Genomic DNA, 20,896 nt, shown 5'->3' with positions numbered 1-20,896 from the left:
GACTGCGCGGCGCCGCGTGCGGATGGAACCCCGCAGGCGGCCGATTGCTCCGCTGATTGGGCGTAGTTTTTGGCCCGTTGTGAGCGTTCCGGCGCAGTCGCCGGCTTGATGCAACCTCTGATTGGTGAGAATCCGTTCGGAGGCCTTGTCGTTGCACGGCCGCCACAAGGCGCCGGCAGGCGGTGACCGCTGATATCCGCGAGAAGGACCGCCACTTGCTCCCGTTTCTCGCTGCACTTTTGAGTAGAAACCGGCCACCTGGCGCCTTAAAAACAGGGGTATGCGGCGTGATGTGCGCGGCTGTCGGGAGGCGTTAATCCGGGAGAAACATGAGCCGACGACCGGTCTTTAGCGACTCGCAGAAGCGAGAGGAGGGCACGGCGGCAGCGGCCCGCGAGACTTTTGTCCCTATGCCGCGCCATTGGTGGACAAAAGTCGCCCCTGGGCCGACCAGCCGCAACGCCCTAGACACTACTATACAAGCGTGAAACGCATTCTCAGGCCCGAGATGGGGGCCGACTTTTGTCCCTAAAAATCGATAGCGCCAGAAGGGACAAAAGTCGGGTCGCTAAGCAAGGCGGTTCCACTGTTGCCGACAGCAGACCAGGTTGCCCGCAGCATTTACCCTATGCCGCCCGCGACGCGAACCGCTGCTGGATCTCCTCCAGCGGCACGCCTTTGGTCTCGGGCATGAGGGTCAGGGTCCACAGCAGCTGAAGCACCATCATGAACGCGAAGAACGCGAAGATGTAGCCCGGCGCGAACGCGCCGGCGGCGACCGGGAACGCCATGGTGACCAGCGCGGCGAATACCCAGTGCGTGCCGGAGCCGATGGAGTTGCCAACCGCGCGGTGCTCGTTGGGGAAGATCTCGGAGATAAACACCCAGATCACGGCGCCCTGCCCCACCGCGTGCGACGCGATGAACGCGAAGATGCCCAGCAGCACCAGCGCGCCGCCGCTGCCGGCCGCCTCGGAAGCCTGCTCCGCCAGCAAACCGGCCGCGACGGCCAGCGCCGCGGGGTCGGAATCGGCCGGCAGCGTGGCGGTCCCGGGCGGGTAGTCGGCGTTTGCGGTCGCGGCGAGCAGTCGCTCGCGTGCGGAGTCGGCCTGCTGGCGGAGCGGTTCCAGGTCGGCTTGGTCGGTGGACTGCGCGGCGGCCAGTTCCTCATAGGCGGATTGGGCCTCGAGGGCGTTGGCCGCGACGCCGAACGGCGCGGCTTTGGCGAAGAACACGGCCGCGATCAGCGACAACGATGCGATGTAACCCACCGAGCCGATCAGCATCAGGTTCCTCCGCCCCAGCCGGTCGATCAGCCACAACCCAACGAACGTGAACAGGAGGTTGACCAGCCCGATGCCGGTCGACTGGATCATCGACGCCTGCTCGCCCAACCCGGTCATGCCGAGGATGCGGGGGGCGAAGTACAGCACCGCGTTGATGCCGGATAGCTGGTTGAAGAACGCGATGGTGAAGGCCAGCAGCATCGGGGTCACCAGCCACCGCGGCCAGGCCGAACCGCCGCTGGCGGACTCCTCGGAGTGGGCGGCGTTCTCGATCTCCGCGACCGTCGCGTCGATCTCCGCGTCGGCGGCGGCGGGTTGGATTTTGGTCAGCACCTGCCGCGCAGCGGCCGAGTCGCGGCGGAAGCCGATCAGCCAGCGCGGGCTCTCGGGGATGCCGAGCGTGAACACGGTGTACACGAGGGCGGGGACTGCCTCGACGCCCAGCATCCACCGCCAGGCGTCGCCGCTCAGGCTGGTCTTCAGCAGGTAGTTGCTGAGGAACGCCATGAGGATGCCGAACACGATGTTGAACTGGAACATGCCGGTCAGCCGGCCGCGCCACTCGGCCGGGGCGATCTCGGCGATGTACAGCGGCGCGGCGACCGTCGAGATGCCAACGCCCACGCCGCCGATGAACCGCGCGATCATGAACGAGTACGGCCCACCGGCCATGCCCGACCACACCGCCGAGACGAAGTACAGCACGCCGATCCAGCCCAGCGTGCCTTTTCGTCCGAGCCGGTCTGTGGGGATGCTGCCGGTGAGGGCGCCCAGCACCGTGCCCCACAGCGCCGCACTGGTGGCCAGGCCATGCATCGTGTCGCTGAGCGACCAGAGCGACTGGATCGTCTGCTCGGCGCCGGAGATCACCACCGTGTCGAAACCGAATAGGAACCCGCCCAACGCGGCGACCACCGCGCTGCTCAGCAGTTTACGAGATAGCCCCATGCACAATCGCCTTCAGAAAGTTTAGAAATGCAGCGGAATCCCCCGCGATTCCAGGACACTCCGCTAGACAAGGGCCCGACAGTGTAGCAGGCCGGGCCGCGTGGTGCGCACCGTAAAACTGCCCACCCACGCGAGCGCGCAGCGGCCCGGTTCCGCCGCGTTTGAATCCGCGGCCCAGTCAGCCAAAAAGAAGCTGACGCAGTGCAACGCCCGGCAGTGGGTTAGCCAAGCTCCTGCGGCGCCCAGCCGGGCTGGTACTCACGGTCCCACAGCCGCATCGCGGCCGGGTTGTCGTTGATGCGACCGGACTGCGGGTCGGTCGCGAGGACGCCGCCGGTGCGGTACGCGATGTTGGCCAGGTGGCAGAACAGCGCGCTGCGGCAGCCCTCGTCGAGCGGGGCGTTGACCGCGGCGCCGCTGCGGACGGCGGAGAGGAAGTTGATGCAGTGCTCATCGTCGCCGACGCCGCCGCGCTGCTGGCGTTCGACCAGCTCGCGTCCGGCGTTGTAGACCTCGTAGCCGTTGTCGCCAACGATCAGCGTGCCCTGCGTCCCGCGGAACTCCATGCCCACCCCGCCGGCGGTCTGGTGGGGCGAGGACCAACTGAGCCCTTCCCAGACAATCCGCTTGCCGCCCTGGTCGTACACGGCCACGGTGCTGTCGGGGGTCTGCCGCTGGTCGCCAGGCCTGAGCTGAGAGGCGTCGCAGCTGACTCGTTCGGGAAGGTCCATCCCCAGCACCCAGCGGCAAAGGTCGATCATATGCACCCCGTTGTTGCCGATCTCGCCGTTGCCCCAGTGCCAGAACCAGTGCCAGTTGTACGGCAGCAGGCCTGCTTGGTAGTTCCGGTCTGGCGCCGGCCCCTGCCACAGGCGGTAGTCGAGCCCGGCGGGGGGACCGTCGGCCGCCTGCAGCTTGATCGGCGGTCGGTCCCGCAGGTACCACGACTTGGCGTAGAGCACCTCGCCGATGACGCCTTCGCGGGCCTTCTGCATTACCTCTTGGTACATCGGGCTGCTGCGTCGCTGAGTGCCGACCTGCACCACGCGTCCCGAGCGTTCCGCCGCGTCCTGCATGACCTGCCCCTCCCACGCGGTGTGGGTGCAGGGCTTCTCGACGTAGACGTGCTTGCCGGCCGCGCACGCGGCTACCGTGGCGGCGGCGTGCCAGTGGTTGGGCGCCGCGCAGATCAAGGCGTCGACGTGGGGGTCGTCGAGCGCGGTGCGGAAGTCCTTCACTCCCCGCGGCCGGCCGCCGTCGTTGTCGGCGATGGTCTTGAGCCCCTTAGCAAGCGCCCGCTCGTCCGGGTCGCACACGTAGGCGAAGCGGACGCCGGGGAACTTGAGGAACCGCTTGGCGAGCTGCGACCCGCGGCTGTTGGCGCCCATCAGCGCAAAGGTGACGTCGCTGCTGGCCGGGTTGGCGAGCGAGGGTGCGGCAGACGTGAGGGCGCCGGAAGCGGCGGCGGCGTGCAGGAAGGTCCGACGATCGATAGGGTTCAAGCGGTGCTCCTGAAGGCTGGGCGGGGAGCGGCTCATCGTGAGCCTAGCTGGCCGGGGTGGAGGGGGCGGGCGGCGATGGGCCGCCGTGTCGCTCTGACCCAGGGTAACGCATCGACGCCCCAGGAACGGTGCTTGGTGCGCGAACGAGAGTCAGGACTGCGCGTGGCGCAGCACAATGCGGGATCAGGCGTCCGCCGTCCAGACTCCCGATGTCCAGGCCGGTGCCGTACTCGATGCGGGCCAGCGAGGTTCCCGCCAACGCAGGTCGGGCGGGCATGGTTGCAATCCCCGCGACCGTTCGTTGCTGGCCGCCTTGGCGAGCTGATAGAATCGTGCCGACGCCCGCAACTACTCGTGTCACCTTATCCTGAAGCTCCTATGGCCTATCAATCAATCAACCGACTGTTCACGTGCCTCTTGCTGCTCGCCGCCTGCGCGCCCGCGCTGGCGGACTCGCCGTGGGATCAGCTGCCCGCGTTGCTAGAGAAGATCCAGCCACCGACGTTCGCCGACAAGGACTTCCCGATCACCGCCCACGGCGCCAAGCCCGGCGGCAAGTGCGACTGCCGTGCGGCGATCGCCGACGCCATCACGGCCTGCAACCAGGCCGGCGGCGGGCGGGTGGTTGTGCCGGCCGGCGAATGGTTTGTGAAGGGTCCGGTGCACCTGCTCTCTAACGTGAACCTACACCTGGAGAAGGACGCCACGCTGCTGTTCAGCAACGACCCAGAGGACTTCCTGCCGATGGTGCTGACCCGGTTTGAGGGAACGGAGCTGATGAACTTCTCGCCGCCCATCTGGGCGTTGGACCAGGAGAATATTGCGGTCACCGGCCAGGGCACGATCGACGGCCAGGCCGACGACAAGAGCTGGTGGAAGTGGAAGGGCAACGGGACCGACGACGGCAACGACCTGATCGACATGGCCGACCGCAACGTGCCGGTCGCCGAGCGTCGGTTTGGGTCGGGCCGCAAGATGCGCGTCAACTTTGTGCAGCCCTACCGCTGCAAGAACTTGCTCATCGAGGGGATCACCGTGCACCGCTCGCCGATGTGGTGCCTGAACCCGGTGCTGTGCCAGAACGTTACGGTGCGGGGCGTGCGGGTGGAGAGCCACGGCCCCAACAACGACGGCTGCAACCCCGAGTCGTGCGACGGCGTGCTGATCGAGGAGTGCTTCTTCAACACCGGCGACGACTGCATCGCCATCAAGTCCGGCCGCAACGCCGACGGCCGACGCCTGGCCACGCCCAGCCAGAACATCGTGGTCCGCAACTGCACCATGCGGGACGGCCACGGCGGCGTGGTGCTGGGCAGCGAGATGTCCGGCGGCATCGAGAACATCTTTGTCGAGAACTGCCAGATGGACAGCCCGAACCTGGAGCGGGCCATCCGGCTGAAGTCCAACTCCCGCCGGGGCGGCTACCTGCGGAACATGTACGTGCGTGACATCGAGGTGGGCGAGGTTTCCGACGCGGTGCTGCGTATCAACCTGCGGTATTTCAACGAGGAGGGAGACTACTTCCCCAAGGTGAGCAACATCCTGCTGGAGCGGGTGGTCAGCAAAAAGAGCAAGCGTCCCTTGCACCTGATGGGCCTGCCGGAGACGCTGATCGAGGACGTCGTGCTCCGCGACTGCGACTTCCGCGGCGCCAAGAAGCCAAGCCTGATCCGCGATGTCGCGAACCTCACGCTAGAGAACGTGCAGATGGGCGACGAGTAGCCGCCTGAATCCACCCACTCAATCCCCACGGATCGGCCGCGATGAACACGACGTTCGACAACGACATCACCATCAACCAGATGCAGCTAGCGTACCTGGACCGGATCGCGGCCGACCTGCCCGCGGACCAGCACTACGCGAGCGCGGCGGGCCACGGGCACTCGCCGGCGTGGGTCCTGGGGCACCTGGCCATCGTTGGGGAGATGGGGTGCATGCTGCTCGGCGGTGAAGTGACGCACCGCGAGTGGATACCCGTGTTCGGCCCCGGGTCCTCAGGCAAGGTAGAGCCGGATGACGCCTACACGCAGGAGTCGTTCTTGGCCGCGATCAACACGGCCTACCCAAAGATGCACACGCTGGCGGCCGCTGCCGATGAAGAGTTGCTGGCCCGCCCGCACGGCGTGGAGCTGCTGGAAGACACGCCGGTCAAGACGGTCTCGCAGATGACCACGCTGATCTTGACCAACCACTTCGCGTTCCACCTGTCGCAGCTGTCGAGCTGCCGGCGGGCGGCGGGGCACGCGGCGTTGTTCTAGGAGCGCCTGCGGCCGCCCAAGAGCAGAGCGCCTAGCAGCACAAGCCAGGCCGCGGCGGGCGCGGGGACCGGCGTCGACGACGCGACCCCGGAGGTCGCGCCGAAGTTGGACCGCCAGTCGTCGTAGTCCTGCTGGTTGTAGACTGATCCGAAACCGTCACGCCAGACCGTGTAGTCCGCCGAGTCCACCAGCCCGTCCTCGTTGAAGTCGCCCGCCAGCCCGAGCGACGGGAGCAGGTAATCGGCGACGACCGGCAGATGGTCGCTCGCCATCTGCAGCGCGGCCAGCACCGACGGCGACGCGCCGGTCCCGCTGGTGATTGCGCCGTTGAGCTGGTGGGTGCCGTTGTTGCCAAAGGTCCGGTAGCTGCCCGGCCAATAGTCCAGGCCGACACCGTCGAGCAGCTCGCCGGTCACAAGCTGAAAATCGAACCGGTCGTCCATGCCGCCGGTCACCTGCCCCGGGAACAGCGAGCTGGTGGTGGGGCTCTGTGTGTGGACGGACTTGAACGCGGGGTCGTCATGCCAGTCGCCCGGCGTGTCAATCGGATCAAACGCCTGCCCGGGACCGGCCGACAGCAGCGTCTGGTAAGCGGGCTCGGCGCTGTCGTACACGTTGAAGTCGCCGGTCAGGATCGCCGCGACGCCATCGCCTAGCGCGTCCAGGTCGCCGCGGAGTGCATTGGCCTCAACGTTGCGGCGGGCCTCGTTGCTGCCGCCGGTCGACGCCTTGTAGTGGTTGCTGTAGACGTAGAACTCGGCATCGTCGTCGTAGCCGTCGGGACGGAGCTGGTACCGCAGCGTCGAGCGGGCCTGGGCGCTGGTGTCCACCGAGCCGAACGCCGTTACCTGCAGCAGGTCGATTGTCTGTGTGTTGTAGATCAGCCCCGGCAACCCTCCGCCGGAGCTCTGCGCGGCCGCCGGCGTCGGAGCAACCTCGTAGACGCCCGCGCCGTAGAGGTTGTTGAACAACGCCAGGATGGACGCGGAGTCGCCGCCGGACTGTTCCTGCAGCGTGAGCACGTCGATCGGCTGGGCGAAGCCGTTGACTTCTTCCAAACCAATCGCCGCGAGCACGTCTTGCATGCCGCTGCGGGCGCCGCCGTTGGTGTTCCAGGTCACGACGCGCAGCTGCCCTAGCGCGGTCGCCGGAACGAGCAGCAGCAGGATGAAAGCAAAGCGTCGCAGGCGGGGCATCGAGGGGCAGCTTCCGTGGCCGAGCAGCAAACCAGTAGTCTAGCGCGGCTGCGTAGTTTGGCCGAGCGTTGCGCGCATCGGTTGTCCGCGACTTATCGGCAACCCGCTTCGCACCTCTGCGGCCGCTCGCAGTTCTTGCGGCTGTTCGCTAGCGGGGCGTCGAAAACCGGTCGGCCATGTTCGCCGAACGCGCCGGCGCCTGGCCCAGGTCGATGCGCTCCTCCGTGTAGAAGCGGGTGCTCTCTTCGGCGGCCAGCTTGATGTCCAGGTCCTCGCAGAGCACCTCGGCCCGGAACAGGTGGGCGCCCGGCTTGGTCGCCTTCGCGTGGATCATCAGCACCAGCTCGCTGCCGACCGTGAGGCTCTCGACCGTGCGGATCGCGACGCGGCCGTCGGCGATGCTCGCCTGCGCGCCCTCGACCTTGTACGGCTCGATGCCCTCGGAGAACAGGCCGACGATCTTTACCTTGCGGGCGGCGCTCGTGCCGCGGTTGCGGACCCGCACCTCGTACACCGCCTCGCGGCCCACCGGCAGAGGGCCCTTGGGGTCGCGGATCTCCAACTTAAGGTCCGCCAGCGCGATAACCTCGGTGGTCGCGGTCGTGGTGGACGACGCCATCCTCTCGCGGTCCATGGCGCCCATCGCAAACTCATTGGCGCCCGGCTGGTTGATCACGCCCTGCAGCTCCATGTAGTAGTCGTCGCCCGGGCGGAGCGAGCCGACGCCCCACTGCAGCTGCCGGCCGGCGGCGTCGACACGGCCGTTGCCGCTCGCCTTGCTGACCTCGAAGCCCTGCGGCAGGTTCACACGGAACTCAACGCCCTCGGCGGTCGCCGTGCCCGGGTTGCGGACGCGGAAGTAGTAGGTCGCCGACGCGCCGGCGTACTTCCGAGCCGGGCCCCGCCAGTCGACCTCCAGCTCCGGCTTGCGGCAGAAGACGCTCTTGCTGGTCTGCTCGGACAGCCCGCCCATCGCCGCCGCCTGGGCCTGGAGCTTGAGCTCGCCCGCCTCGGCGCCGGTCACCTTGAACTCGATCGTGCGCGACTCGTTCGGCAGCAGGTTCCCCAGCGACTGCGACGCCGGCCCGCCGCCGGGCGGAACCACCTGCACCCGCACGTCCTCGGCCGGCCCGGTGCCGGGGTTGGACACGTGCAGGCGGTAGACCTGCGGCTTGCCAAACAGCACCTCGTCCGGCCCGTCGAGCGCGACGGCCAGCTTCGGCTCCTGCACCTCAACCACGGTCCGCGACCCTACCGGGGCATGCTTCCAGTTCACGCCCAGCTCGATCGGGCGGCCCTGCCGCGCGACTAGCTTCAGGTCCAGGTGCTGCGTCCGGCCGGGCTGCAGCTCGGCCATCTTCCACAGCACCGAGGTCGCTCCGGCGCTCGTCGCCGGCGGCTCCACCAGGCCGACCGTGCTCCGCGAGCCCACCACCTCGGCCCATTCGGGCACGGTGACCGTGGTCGCCAGTTGGTCGGCGGTCTCGTCGCCGCGGTTGGCAATCGTCACCCGGTAGACCGCCTCGCGGCCGATGACAATCTGCTTGGGGCCCGACACCCGCGACACAATCTGTGGCATCCGCTGGCTCATCAGCAGGTCGGCGTCGCGGCTGGCGCCCAGGGCAGTCGAGGCCACCGGCGCCGGGGCCTGGTTCTGCTGAGCCGCGTCCCACGCCGGCTGGGGCGCCGCGGTGCGGGCTTCGATCGACTGCTCTACGGTGTCTTCAAAACGCCGCTTGGCGACTTCCTGCTCAAACCCGTCCTGGGCACCGGCCGGCTGCTGCACCGCGGCAGGCGGCCCGGCGATCGGAGTGGGGTCGTTGTTAACGGCGTCCATCGTGTCGGCCGGCGTCGCGCGTCCCGCGTTGCGCCAGTCTTCCTGGGGCGCCGCGGCGACGGTCCCGTCGGACGAGCCCTGATCCCCAGTCGGGATCGGCGGCAGGCCAACCGCGGCATAGCGGTCGGCGCCGCCCTCTTGCTCAGCTTCGGGGGCCGGCGCCTGCTCAGCCGACGAGTCAACGGCGACCTGCTCTTCGACCGCAGCGGCCTCGTCAGTGTCCGAAGTAGTCTCGCCGGGCTCCGCCGCGAGGATCGCCTCGATGTCCGAGGCTCCGTCGGTGGTTTGGTTGTCTTCGCTGTCGGCGGTCGCCGCTTCGGCGGCCATGCTGCTGGCGACCGCGGCGGCGATGCTCTTGGCGGTCGCGTCGTCGGCACGCGGCTTGGTCGAACCACCCCGGGCGAACGCCGCCGGGCCGAGCAGCTCGCGGCGCAGGTCGGCTTCGCGGACCAGCGGCGGCAGCGTGGCGGACGGCGCGTCCTCCGGCGCGGGGCCGGCCTCTCCGCCGTTGCCGGCGGACAGCACGCTGCCAGCACGCGCGGTGCGGTTGCGACCGGGCACGAGCGTGGTCACCGGCCCCTGCGGGCGGGGCGCCAGGTTGCCCGTCGCCGGGGCTGCGCTTGTTGGATTGGTGTCGCGGGCTGGCGTCCTCGACGCGGTCCGCGGCGACTCGCTGGTTTCCGACGAAGTCTGCACCCGCAAATCACGCATGATGCGCGACCGGGCCGACCCGGCGGTGGTGCTTGTCGAGTCCGGCTGCGCGTGGCGGTTGTGCCTCAGGTGAGCCGACGTCGGCCGGCGCGTGGTGCGGTTGTTGGTCGATCCAGCGAACCGCTCACCGGGCAGCAGGTCGCTCGGGTCGAGCCGCGGCAAACGGGCGGAGATGCCAGACCGCTCTTCCTGCTCGGCCGCCGAGCCTGCCCGCCGCTGGGCGGCCGAGGCCTCGATCGCCTGACGGGGATCCTGCTCCTCTTCGTCCGATCCGCCCCAGCCCAGCCGGAGCGACGCCAGCCGCTGCGCGAACGACGGGCGGGACCCCTCTTGGGCCGACGCCAACGGCGCGCAGCACAGGGTGACAGCCAGGATCAGAGCGAGGGGGGTGATGTGCCGCATGGTGGATACGCGTCCTTGCGTTGCGTTCGCCGCATTTCCGGCGGCTGCTAGCGTTCCCCCCACAGGCGCTACAGCCGCAGCGTGACGGTAGACTCCGCCCGCTATCCACCGTCTATCGGCGCCGACGACCCTGCCGGTTAACAAAAGACGATGATTTCTACCGGTTAACCCACCCCGGAAGGATAGGCAAAGCAGCCGAGCAACGTCCGGCACTGCTAGCAAGGCTTACCGCCAGGGTGACCCACCACCAAGTCACTCCGGTCGCCACCCAGCCACCAGCCACCAGCCACCAGCCACCAGCCACCACCTACCACCTACCACCTACCACCTACCACCTACCACCTACCACCTACCACCTACCACCTACCACCTACCACCTACCACCTACCACCTACCACCCACTAACAAACACTCGCCTCAGACTCGCTGACGATCTCGAAGCCAAGGTCGCGGATCATCTGGTAGTCCTCTTCAGGCGGCTGGCCCATGGTGGTCAGGTAGTCGCCCACGAACATCGAGTTCGCCGCGTACAGCCCCAGCGGCTGCAGGCTCCGCAGGTGCATCTCGCGGCCGCCGGCGATGCGGATCTCGCGGTCCGGGCAGACCAGGCGGAACATGGCCAGCGTCTTCAGGCAGTACTGCGGCGTGACGTGCTCCTGGTGCGGCATGTCGACCCCCTCGATCGGGATCAGGAAGTTCACTGGGATCGAGTGCACGCCCAGCTCGCGCAGCTCAATCGCCATACTCACCAGGTCCTCGTTCGACTCGCCCATGCCGACGATGCCGCCGGAGCACATCTCCATGCCGGCCGAGCGGACCGCCTTGAGCGTGTCGACCCGGTCGGCGAAGGTGTGGGTGGTGCAGATCTTCTCGTAGTGCCCCTGGCCCGTGTTCAGGTTGTGGTTTACCCGGTCGACGCCGCACGCCTTGAGCCGCTGGGCCTGGTCGTCGGTCAGCAGGCCCAGGCACGCGCAGATGTGCAGGCCGTACTTCTCCTTGATCTCCGGCACGATCGTTTCGACGGCCTTCATCTCCCGCTCGTTGGGGCCGCGGGCGGAGATCACGATGCAGTAGGTCCGCGCGTCACGCTCCTTGGCCACCCGGGCGCCGTCCATCAGCTTGTCGCGGCTGAGAATGTTGTACTTGGGGATCTCCGCCTGGCTGTCCTTGGACTGCGAGCAGTACCCGCAGTCCTCCGGGCACAGGCCGCTCTTAGCGTTCATCAGCAGGTACAGCTGCACCTGGTTGGCGAAGTAATGCCGCCGCACCCGGTACGCCGCGTCCAGCAGGTTGAGCAGCTCGCTGTCGGGGCAGGCCAGCACCTCGCCGGCCTGCTCCGCGGTCAGCGGCTCGCCGGCCAGCACCTGGTCGGCCAGGGCCTGCCAGCGGCTGGCGGTGGGGGCGGCATTGGCGGTCGGGCAATCAAGCGTCTCGGACATCGCAGCTCCGTAGTTCGAAAAAAGTAGCCCGGCATTATCCCGAGCCGGCCCCGCCCGTGGCAAGTCCCGACGGCCGCCGACTCCTCCATGTTCGGCCCGTTTTGGCCGCCTAGTTTTGTCCAAAAAAACGAGCGAAGCGGACAAAACTCTGGGCCTACTTCTCCTAAGACCGCCCTCACACGCTTATATAGCAGGGTCTTCATCGTTTGCGGGGAAACGGACCAGCGGGGTTTTGTCCGTTTTTGAGCGCAGCAGGGGCCAAAACCACGGGGCGGTCTCCGGCCCCCAACCCACGCCACGATTCCGCCCTTATCTGCGCGAACTACCATGGCCGCCCCCGCACTTGCCGCGGCGCCCGGGAGCCGCTCTACCGCTCTGAACGGCGGGTCTGGAGTCCACCCCGGCCGCGCAGACGCCCGGCCAACCCTCTATTGGACCGCGCCGGGTGGCCGTTTGCTACGACAAACTGGGCCGACCCGGCGATTCGCAACCGGGCCAACACGCATAGCCCCCGGCCCGCCTTCGCGTAACAATAGGGGCGCCTCACCAGTTCTCACTCAAGTCACGGCATGCACCACTACGTCCGCGTCGGCCTGCACGGAGAGGTCGGCCGCTTCCGCTCAACCGACAGCGCCCGCTACCCACGCGGACGGCGGGTGATCGTCCGCACCGCCCGCGGCCTGGAAACGGGCGAGGTGCTCTCCGCCTGTGATACGGCCGCCGCCGCGACCGACGGCGAGCTGCTGCGGGCGATGACCCCACAGGACCACCTGCTCAGCCAGCGGCTGGAGCAGCGCCGCGGCGAGGCCTACGACGCCTGCGTCGCGTTGCTCGCGGAGCGTAACCTGGACGCGGTGCTGATGGACGTCGAGCACCTGTTCGACGGCCAGGGCCTGTACTTCCACTTCCTGGGCGAGGTGTCGCCCGAGGTCGAGGCGCTCACCGCCGAGCTCTCCGAGGCGTACGAGGCCAAGGCCCAGATCGGCCGCTTCGCCGAAACACTCACCGAGGGCTGCGGCCCCGGCTGCGGCACCGAAGAGGCCAAGGGCCAAGGCGGCTGCGACTCGTGCGCCGGCTGCGCCGTCGCCAGCGCGTGCAAGAAGTAGCGTTGTACCTGCCGACCGCGCACCTCCACACGATCGGTACATGTCCGTCGACTACCCTGCCCTCTGCGATCTAGCGATCGCTCATTTCTCCTTGGGCGATTGGTCACTACATGGGCCGAACCACTGGCGCAACGTGGAGATTAACGGCAGGCGCCTCTGCCGACTGAATGGCGCCGACGAGACCGTTGTTCGGCTCTTCGCACTGTTCCACGACATCGAACGGCGCAACGAGGGGCACGACCCAGACCATGGCAGGCGCGCCGCTGATCTGGTCCAGTCGCTGCACGGCGACGCGTTCCAGATAGAAGCAACACAATTACTGCTCTTGCTGGACGCCTGCCGAGGGCACAACGACGGGCTCACAACGGGCGACCTCACCATCGGCACGTGCTGGGACGCCGACCGGTTGGATCTGCCACGCGTCGGCATCCGGCCGGACGCGCAGCTCATGAGCACCCACCACGGGAAGCTGCTTGCACGCGGCGGGCGCGGACCGGCGGCGGCGGACGATGCCGCAACCTGAGCCCGTACCTCCGGCGGCAAGGCCCGCCCGGTGGCGTCCTTCAAGAGTCTGGTAACGGAGCAGAACCAACAACGCGGTACGCTCGACTAGGCCTGTGAGATGAGACGACGCGTGGCCTAATATCGAAAAGGAGCAGCCGCGGTCGCTAGATCGCCATCGCCCGACTAACGGGCTCCGCCGCCGACGAAGTCGCTTGCCCGCCTTCACGGCGTTTCAGATCGGCGTACAGGTAGCCGAGCTGCGCCGCCGAGCGGGCGCCAAGCTTGTTCATCAGCTTCTGACGGTGAAGCTCCATCGTCCGCAGCGCGATGCCGAGCTGACGCGCGGCAACCTTGTTGGACGCGCCGCCGATGAGGAGCTCCAGCAACTCTCTCTCGTGCTGTGTAAGATCCACACTCATGCTGACCCACCTTCTATGAAGAGTAACGCAATGCGTGTCCCCGCTTCTATTTTTACCAGCGATTACGCGAATGGCGAGGAAAAAAACGTTGACTTTCACCTACGCCGTTGGCAGGACGGGTCGCCGAACTCCGGGCGGGCGCCGTTGAGGCTCATCGTTCGGAGTACTGCAAAGTGTGCAACTGACGACGCCGCGCAGGCACAGTGCGGCGCAGCAACTCGACCTCGTTCGGCAACGTGCAACGCCCCGTGCTCCACGCGGTCGAGACAGGCGGATTGAGTGCAAACGACTACCTGGTGAGCGCAGAATGTCGTCGCTTGGCGCCCGATCTTCGGCGTGTTTCCGGCGAGCGTCGTTCATTCTCGACAGCGTCGACCGGACGCTGCCCCTCATCATCAAGTGATGGGGCAATGGCATTGCCCCCACCCGCCTGAAGAGCTGCTATTATGCTGGCGTTATGTCGACCGAACTGATCGCTATCGCACCTCCCTCTTCCGACCTGGCGTGGCTGGCCCACAAGCTGCGGCGCGACGTGTTTGTCCATGAGCAGCACGTGCCGCCCGAGCTGGAGTACGATGAGCTCGATCTGAAGAGTGTGCACTATGTCACACTTGTCGGTGGCGACCTGGTGGCCGCGCTGCGCGTGATCGACCTGCCGGAGCACCAGAAGATCTCCCGCTTTGTGGTGCACGCGGCCTACCGGGGCCGGGGCGTCGGACGGCGGCTGCTGGAACACACCATCGCCGCGCTGGCCGAGCTGGGCCACACGAGGCTCTACCTCGAGGCCCAGGTGAGCGCGATCGGCTTCTACGAGCGGCTCGGCTTCGCCGCCTACGGCCCGGTCTACCAGGACGCGGGGATCGACCACCGCAGGATGCGGAACTACGAGCCGGACGCGTAGCTCCGCCGCCGCCTCGACGCAACGGGCGCCAGCACCGCCGCTAGCAGAGCCGCCGAGGCGGGCTCGGGCACGGTCGTCACCACCGCGGTGAACTGGAACCGGTCGGCCCAGTCGTTGGAGTTCTTCGGATCGACCACGAAATCGATGAACGAACCAACCGCGACCGCCGCTTCGACCTGATAGGGAACTTGCGACTCGGCGTTGGCCAGGTTGCGCGTGTAGACCTCCAGGCCGTCGACAAAGATCCTCGCGATCAGCCCCTGCCCGCCAATGCGGGGGTCGATGTCGCCCACCACCCCGGCGATCGTCACCGGTCCGGCGGCCTCGCTCACGTAGCGGCGGACGGCCCAGTGCTCGGCCGGCTGGATCTCGCCGCTGGTGGTCAGCCCATTGGGGTGCCCGCCCTGGCGATCGAGCATGGTCCAGAAGAAGGGGAACGGGTGCGTGCCATCGACCTGCCACCGCTCGCGGGCGGCGTCGTACTCGGGCATCTGCTGGAAGTTGTCGGGCGTGAAGGGCCCGCTGTAGTAGCCGTACAGCCAGCTGTCCTGTCCCTGCACATTGGAGAATTCCGCGACCGAGTCGGCCAACAGAACATTCGCCAGCGAACACGCCGGCGTCAGCGCGGCCAGGAACACCGCGCAGCAAGAGAATCGCATTAGCCGCCCTCCCAAGTCGATGCCGTCTCAGAGAAGAATTGCAAGCAGACGAGGGGCTCGATTCTAGGCGGGTCGGCGGCGGCGCTCAAGCAACGGGACCGCTACTCGCCCAGGTCGCCGAGGCTGGCCAGGAACTCGCTCATCTCGCCGGCGGCGTGCGCGTCGCCCTGGGCGCGGGCGGCGTCGATGCCGTCGCGGAGGTATGTGCGGGCGTCGTTGACGCGGCCCAGCCGGGTGAGCTGCTGCCCGGCCATGAAGAAGGCGGGCACGTACGGCGGCTCATCCTGCGAGAGCTCAGCTAGCTTGGCGAGGCTGGCCTCGTGCTCGCCCTCCTTGTCTAGCTCCATGGCCAGGCTGTAGCGGAGGAACGTGTCGGTGGGGTCGTCGGCGAGCATCGCCTCGATCTTTTCGCGTCGCGTTGCCATGCGGGAGAGAGCTATGCTTGGGGGTGCTGCTGTGCAGGGTGATCGGCCGGTTGCGGGTGGGCGGCGAGCGGCCTGCCAGGCCGACCTCGCCCCTAGATAATCCGCCGCCCGGTATCGACAATCCGGGCTCGCGACCGATTGTACCCCGGCGCCCGCCGCCACGAAGCCCCGCCTCCACCCGATGCCCGACCACGTCCTAACCGACCTGCTGATGATCCTCACCACGGGCCTGCTGGCCAACGTGGCGTGCCAGCGGCTGGGGGTGTCGACCATCCTGGGGTACCTGCTGGCCGGCGTGGTTCTGGGCGACGCCGGGTTCGAGCTGATCCGCACCGACAACCACGAGATCGAGGTACTGGGCGAGGCGGGCGTGTTCCTGCTGCTGTTCACCGTGGGGCTCGAGTTCTCCATCGACGAGCTGCGGCCGCTCGCCTGGCGGCTGCCGGTGGGGGGCGGCCTGCAGATGCTGCTGGTGGCCGCGCCGGTCGCGCTGGCGTGCTACTGGGCCGGCCTGTCGCTGCCGGCGTCGCTGCTGCTGGGCGCGGCGTTGTCGTTCAGCTCGACGGTCATCGTGTTCAAGGCTTTGGGCGAGCTCGGCCAGACGTCCACGCCGCACGGGCGGCGGGCGATCGGCGTGCTGCTGTTCCAGGACATGGCGCTCGTGCCGCTGCTGCTGCTGGTGCCGCTCATCCAGGGGGGCGCCGCCCCGGGCTTCTCCGAATTGGCCGAGCTGGCGCTGGCGTCCGGCGCGTTCATCGGCGCGGTGCTGCTGGCGCGGATCGTGATCAGCGGCTACCTGGCGCCGGCGCTCACCTCGTTCCGCAGCCCGGACCTCGTGGTGCTGATGGCCGTGGTGGTGCTGGGCGGGATGGCGCTGTTCGCGCACAAGCTGGGCCTGCCCGCGGCGCTGGGCGCGTTTGCGGCGGGGCTGCTGTTCGGCGGCAACCGCTGGAGCGCCCAGGTCGACGCGTTGGTGCTGCCGTTCCGCGAAACCTTCGCCGCGGTGTTCTTCATCAGCCTCGGCCTGCTGCTCGACAAGGACATCAACGTCGGCTGGATCGTGCCGATGGCGATCGGCCTTGCCGGGCTGAAGCTGGCCGCGGCCGCCATCGCGCTGGCGGTCACCGGCCTGCGGCCGCGGGCCGCCCTCGGCATGGGCCTAGGCCTGGCGCACGTGGGCGAGTTCGCGTTCTTCCTGGGCCGTATCGCAACCGAGGCCGGCGTGCTGAGCCGGGCGTCGTACCAGCACATGTCGGCCGTGGCGCTGGGCACGCTGATCGCCACGCCGATCGTGCTGCGGATCGGCCTGAAGTGGACCGACGGACGCGAGGAGGAATCGCCCCAGACGCCCCGCACCGAGCTGAGCCGCCCGCAGATGGCCGTGGTGATCGGCGTGGGCCCGGTGGGCAAGCAGGTGGCCAGCTTCCTCGAGACCCGCGGCGTGGAGGTCACGATGGTCGACCGCAGCCCGGTGAACCTGTACCCGTTCAGCCAGCTAGGCTTCGCCACCGCGGCGGGCGACGCCACCCACGCCGAGACCCTGCGCGCCGCGCACGTGCCGGACGCCGGCATGGTGGTGGTGTGCGTGCCGACCGACGCCGACGCGCTGGGCATCGTGCGGTCCGTGCGGCAGCTCAACGCCGCGGCCAGCGTGGTGGTGCGGTGCCGCTACCAGGGCAGCGTCGACGCCCTGCACCGCGCCGGCGCCGCGTTGGTGGTGAGCGAAGAACGGATGACCTACGAGCGGCTGGTGGCGGAACTTGAAGGGCGGCTGACGAGCGATCGGGTTTAACGGGGCTGCCGCCCTACTCCCCACCCCGGTACACCTGCTGCCCCAGCACATTGCGGCGTGAGCTGAGCGCCGCGTCGGCGTCGGTTTCGGCGAGGATGGTCATCATCATCTGCAGCTTGGCGTCGGTATCGTCGGCGTAGTGGACGATCAGCGCCTCGGGCGTCATGGGGGGCTTGGGGCTGCCCCACTCCGGCAGGCGTTGGTGGCTGATGATGATGTGCTCCAGGCGGAGCATGGTCTCGGCGTCGGGCGGGTCCTGCCCTTCGCGCTGCATCTCGGCGGCCGCCTCGCGGATCATGTCGCGGCCCTGCAAGATGTGGCCCACCAGCGACCCGGACGCGGTGTACTCGGCGCCGACCGGCGAGTTGCGCAGCTCGCGGAGCTTGCCGATGTCGTGCAGCGCGGCGCCGGCCGCCACCATGCCGACATCCAGCGGCGGGTCCATGTCCGGGTAGATCTCGGCGTACCGCTCGGCCAGCATTACGGCGTTGGTCGCCACGTTCCGCACGTGCTCCAGGTACCCGCCGGCGAACGCGTGGTGGTTGCGGCTGGCGGCGGGCCAGACCAGCAGGTCGTCGCGGTGCTGGTCCAGCAGCCCGAGCACCAGCGTCTGCAGCGGACCCTCGGCGATCCGCTCCTCGGCGATGCCGCGGAGGTCGGCGAACATCTCCTCGAAGTCGAAACGCGACCGCGGCTGGCACATAGTCGGGTCGAAGCCGTCGGCCTTGTCGGTCTCCTCCACCGGGCGGATCAGGCGGATGTCCAGCTGCGGGCCGTAGGAGGTCTCGTGGTACAGCGCCCGCAGCTTGTAGAAGCCGCCGACCTGCCACTCGCTGTTGCACTTGGCGAAGAGCGGCGCGTCGCTCCAGACGGGGAAGCTGACGTCGCGGCGGGCGTCGCGGAAGGTGACCCGCCAGTAGGGCTTGCCGTCCTTGGTGGTGAGCTGCGTCTTGTCGGCCAGCAGCGCGAAGAAGTCGGCCTCCTGACCGTTGGTCAGGTCGCCCAGCGGCGTGATGGGCGAGGACTCACCGGTCTTGTCGAATAGCTCTGGCAATGCTCTGGATTCCTCAGCGTGTTGCTTGAACCGCCCCAACGCCCAGGCGCCGAGGTTCGGAGGTTAGTCTAACGGAGTGGGCGGCGGGTTGGGGAGCAGCGGCCACCGAGGCCGGCCCGGCGGCGCCCTACCCCGCCCGCTCGGCCAGGGCGGCGCGGCGCTCGGCGACCAGCGCGTCGAGCATGCCCTGCAGGGAACGCTGCGCCTCGGCCATGGCAGGGTCGCGGGGGGCGGAGCGGTCGCGGACCGGGTCGACCGTGATGGGGTCGCCCACCTGGATGACGCAGTGCAGCGGGCCGTGGTACTTGGACTCGTCGGTGAAGTCCTCCTCCATCCGCTCGATGGTCTCCAGCAGCCGCTCGGGCAGGTCGGCCCCGCCGCCGATGTAGCCCTTCGGGTAGTGGGCGAGCTGCTGCAGGTAGTAGCACTCGGCCAGGTCGCGCCAGCGGGCGTCGCGTTCTTCGGGCGTGACCTTATTGGCGATCATGTCGGGCAGGATCACCGTGCGCAGCAGCTTCACCCGGCCAACCACGCCGCGTTCCTTGCCGGCGGTGCCCCACTTCTCCTCCAGCCGCGCGAGCACCTCCTGCATCAGCTGGTCGGCCCGCTCGTGGGGGTCGCCCTCGCGGGCGAAGCCGAGGTACTCGATCTCCTTAGCGCACAGGATCGCGCGGCCCAGCTTGCCGAGCCGCTGGGTGAGGGTGAGGTGCTTCTGGGGGTGCCAGCTGAAGCGGTGCTCCAGTGCATCCAGGTCGGGGCCGATGGTGGCCTCCACGTCCCCGTCGAAGTAGTAGCGGATGGCTACCGGGTGGATCACCACCGGCGGCTTGCCCTGCTTCTCGCGCTTCTTGGCCGACTGCCGCGCGATGAAGGCGGGGCCGTCCATCAGGTCCATCAGCAGGTCGCAGTGCCGGCTAACCGCGCCCTCGGGGAACATCACCAGCGGCCGGCGGCCCTTCTCGAGGATATCGATGGCGTAGTTGACGGCCGTGCGGTCGTTCCCCTCGCGGTACACGCTGAAAGCGCCCATCCGGCGGATCAGGAACCGCTCAAACTTGTTCTGCATGAACAGGTGCCAGCTGGCCATCGCGAACAACTGGGTGCCGGCCTCCTTGGACAGCATGCCCAGCACCATCGGGTCCGACAGCCGGCTGTGGTTGGGCGCGACGATAACGCCCTTGCCCTCGTCGATCGACGCCCGCAGCTTGGCCGCGTCGCGGACCTCGAAGCTGGTGACCGAGAACACCTTGCGGAGGTACCGCTTGAGCCAGAAGCGGATGGCCCAGGTCCAGAATCGCGACTCGATCGGCGGGACAAATTCGTACGGCTCTTCCAGGATGATGTTCTGCATATCGCGTCGCGACGCTAACTTGAAGGGGCGCCGCCAGGGTTGGCGGCGTGAGCGGCCGGCTGCAGGCTTCGGCTAACCGTTACAGCCCTCACCAGGATAACCAGCCCGGGGGTTTCGACCCTAGGGGGGTTTTCGGCACGGCGGACGCCCCGCCGATCAACAAAACGATGGCCCCGCGCAAGAAGATCATCAAGCCGAAACGCCAAGCCTCCGCCGAGGAGGCGACGCGGCTTGTCGAGGCGTTCACCCGCTACCTGGCCAGCGAGTGCCACCTGTCGGACAACACGGTGGCCGCGTACCGCCGCGACATGCGGCGGTTCTTCGGCTGGCTGGCGGGCCGGCGGCTCGAGAGCCTCACCGTGTCGGACCTGTCCGACTACCCGCGGCACATGAACGAGCTGGGCCTGGCGCCGTCGAGCATCGCGCGGCACGTGGCGTCGTTGCGGATGTTCTTCCGCTACCTGCAGCTCGAGGGCCTGCTGAACGACAACCAGGCGGAGCTGCTCAGCTCGCAGAAGCTGTGGCAGCGGATGCCGACCGTGCTCTCACCGGCCCAGATCGATCAGCTGCTGTCGGCCCCCGTGCGGGGCGAGCCGCTCTGGCGGCGTGACCGGGCCATCCTCGAGACCCTCTACGCCACCGGCGCCCGCGTGTCGGAACTGTCCAACCTCCGCGGCCGCGACGTGCACCCCGACGACGGCTACTGCGTCTGCCACGGCAAGGGCGACAAGCAACGCGTGGTGCCGCTGGGCGAGCGGGCGGTCGCGCTGCTGGTCGAGTACCAAGAAAAAGAGCGGCCCAAACTGGCCGAGCGGCGCGAGCCCGCCTCGGAGTTCCTGTTCCTCTCTACCCGCGGGCAGCGGCTGGGGCGTGAGCGGATCTGGGAGCTGATCAAGAAGTACGCGGCGGCCGCCGGGGTGACCGCCAAGCTCAGCCCGCACAGCCTCAGGCACAGCTTCGCCACGCACCTGGTGGGCGGCGGCGCCGACCTGCGGCAGGTGCAGGAGATGCTCGGCCACGCCAGCATCGCCACCACGCAGATCTACACGCACGTCGACCACACCCGCCTGAAGAAGGTGCACGACTCGTTCCACCCACGGGCGTAA

At 68.2% G+C, this 20,896-nt stretch carries 17 protein-coding genes; 7 read left to right on the top strand and 10 right to left on the bottom strand.

All coding sequences use genetic code 11. From position 1 onward, the window contains the following. Positions 1 to 626: 626 nt before the first annotated feature. Both KOR34_RS25615 and KOR34_RS25610 read right to left on the bottom strand, forming a co-directional pair. Positions 627 to 2,234: a sugar porter family MFS transporter gene (locus tag KOR34_RS25615; protein ID WP_146569001.1), complete on the bottom strand. Its 1,608-nt coding sequence runs from the start codon at positions 2,232 to 2,234 to the stop codon at positions 627 to 629. Between the two features lie 221 nt (positions 2,235 to 2,455). Next, positions 2,456 to 3,736 (bottom strand): Gfo/Idh/MocA family protein, encoded by a 1,281-nt coding sequence (locus KOR34_RS25610; RefSeq protein WP_197531747.1) that lies wholly within the window; start codon positions 3,734 to 3,736, stop codon positions 2,456 to 2,458. A gap of 378 nt (positions 3,737 to 4,114) precedes the next feature. Between KOR34_RS25610 and KOR34_RS25605 the strand changes: the two genes are divergently transcribed. Then, entirely contained in the window at positions 4,115 to 5,458 is a 1,344-nt protein-coding gene (locus tag KOR34_RS25605) for a glycoside hydrolase family 28 protein (protein WP_146568999.1), read from the top strand. A gap of 41 nt (positions 5,459 to 5,499) precedes the next feature. Continuing rightward, the gene (locus tag KOR34_RS25600) at positions 5,500 to 5,994 is read left to right on the top strand and encodes a DinB family protein (RefSeq protein ID WP_146568998.1); all 495 of its coding nucleotides are present in this window, start codon (positions 5,500 to 5,502) and stop codon (positions 5,992 to 5,994) included. On the opposite strand, the gene KOR34_RS25595 is transcribed toward KOR34_RS25600, so the two are convergent. From KOR34_RS25595 to bioB, 3 genes are all read right to left on the bottom strand, one after another. Next, positions 5,991 to 7,190 carry a hypothetical protein gene (locus tag KOR34_RS25595; protein WP_146568997.1) on the bottom strand — a complete coding sequence of 400 codons (1,200 nt, stop codon included), beginning with the start codon at positions 7,188 to 7,190 and terminating at the stop codon, positions 5,991 to 5,993. The genes KOR34_RS25600 and KOR34_RS25595 overlap by 4 nt on opposite strands. Before the next feature lie 148 nt (positions 7,191 to 7,338). Continuing rightward, positions 7,339 to 10,140, bottom strand: a complete 2,802-nt coding sequence (locus KOR34_RS25590) for a DUF11 domain-containing protein (protein ID WP_146568996.1) — start codon at positions 10,138 to 10,140, stop codon at positions 7,339 to 7,341. Positions 10,141 to 10,541: 401 nt separating this feature from the next. Beyond that, entirely contained in the window at positions 10,542 to 11,579 is a 1,038-nt protein-coding gene (gene bioB / locus KOR34_RS25585; protein ID WP_146568995.1) for a biotin synthase BioB, read from the bottom strand. Positions 11,580 to 12,148: 569 nt separating this feature from the next. On the opposite strand from bioB, the gene KOR34_RS25580 reads away from it, so the two are divergent. Further along, entirely contained in the window at positions 12,149 to 12,685 is a 537-nt protein-coding gene (locus KOR34_RS25580) for a PSP1 C-terminal domain-containing protein (protein WP_146568994.1), read from the top strand. Between the two features lie 40 nt (positions 12,686 to 12,725). After that, positions 12,726 to 13,208, top strand: a complete 483-nt coding sequence (locus KOR34_RS25575) for a hypothetical protein (protein WP_146568993.1) — start codon at positions 12,726 to 12,728, stop codon at positions 13,206 to 13,208. 145 nt (positions 13,209 to 13,353) lie between these two features. On the opposite strand, the gene KOR34_RS25570 is transcribed toward KOR34_RS25575, so the two are convergent. Beyond that, complete coding sequence (locus KOR34_RS25570) at positions 13,354 to 13,608, bottom strand: LuxR C-terminal-related transcriptional regulator (protein WP_146568992.1); 255 nt, start codon at positions 13,606 to 13,608, stop codon at positions 13,354 to 13,356. A gap of 457 nt (positions 13,609 to 14,065) precedes the next feature. On the opposite strand from KOR34_RS25570, the gene KOR34_RS25565 reads away from it, so the two are divergent. After that, the gene (locus KOR34_RS25565) at positions 14,066 to 14,509 is read left to right on the top strand and encodes a GNAT family N-acetyltransferase (protein ID WP_146568991.1); all 444 of its coding nucleotides are present in this window, start codon (positions 14,066 to 14,068) and stop codon (positions 14,507 to 14,509) included. Here KOR34_RS25565 and KOR34_RS25560 read toward each other — a convergent pair. Beyond that, positions 14,491 to 15,168: a PEP-CTERM sorting domain-containing protein gene (locus tag KOR34_RS25560; protein WP_146568990.1), complete on the bottom strand. Its 678-nt coding sequence runs from the start codon at positions 15,166 to 15,168 to the stop codon at positions 14,491 to 14,493. The genes KOR34_RS25565 and KOR34_RS25560 overlap by 19 nt on opposite strands. Positions 15,169 to 15,269: 101 nt before the next feature. Continuing rightward, a complete protein-coding gene (locus tag KOR34_RS25555) occupies positions 15,270 to 15,593 on the bottom strand; it encodes a hypothetical protein (protein ID WP_146568989.1) in 324 nt (107 codons plus the stop codon). Positions 15,594 to 15,774: 181 nt separating this feature from the next. On the opposite strand from KOR34_RS25555, the gene KOR34_RS25550 reads away from it, so the two are divergent. Further along, positions 15,775 to 17,385 carry a cation:proton antiporter domain-containing protein gene (locus KOR34_RS25550; RefSeq protein ID WP_146568988.1) on the top strand — a complete coding sequence of 537 codons (1,611 nt, stop codon included), beginning with the start codon at positions 15,775 to 15,777 and terminating at the stop codon, positions 17,383 to 17,385. 13 nt (positions 17,386 to 17,398) lie between these two features. Here the strand turns inward: KOR34_RS25550 and KOR34_RS25545 are convergent, their stop codons facing one another. Together KOR34_RS25545 and KOR34_RS25540 are read right to left on the bottom strand one after the other, a co-directional pair. Further along, the gene (locus KOR34_RS25545; RefSeq protein WP_146568987.1) at positions 17,399 to 18,439 is read right to left on the bottom strand and encodes a 3'-5' exoribonuclease YhaM family protein; all 1,041 of its coding nucleotides are present in this window, start codon (positions 18,437 to 18,439) and stop codon (positions 17,399 to 17,401) included. A gap of 127 nt (positions 18,440 to 18,566) precedes the next feature. Then, positions 18,567 to 19,790: a lysophospholipid acyltransferase family protein gene (locus KOR34_RS25540; RefSeq protein ID WP_146568986.1), complete on the bottom strand. Its 1,224-nt coding sequence runs from the start codon at positions 19,788 to 19,790 to the stop codon at positions 18,567 to 18,569. A 167-nt stretch (positions 19,791 to 19,957) separates the two neighbouring features. Here KOR34_RS25540 and xerD point away from each other — a divergent pair, with 167 nt between their 5' ends. Beyond that, on the top strand, positions 19,958 to 20,896 hold the full coding sequence (gene xerD / locus KOR34_RS25535) for a site-specific tyrosine recombinase XerD (protein WP_146568985.1): 939 nt from the start codon (positions 19,958 to 19,960) through the stop codon (positions 20,894 to 20,896).

Origin of the sequence: Posidoniimonas corsicana (assembly GCF_007859765.1) — a bacterium.
GTDB lineage: Bacteria > Planctomycetota > Planctomycetia > Pirellulales > Lacipirellulaceae > Posidoniimonas > Posidoniimonas corsicana.
Note: the sequence above shows the minus strand (reverse complement) of the source record. Positions and strands in the feature narration are given on the sequence as shown.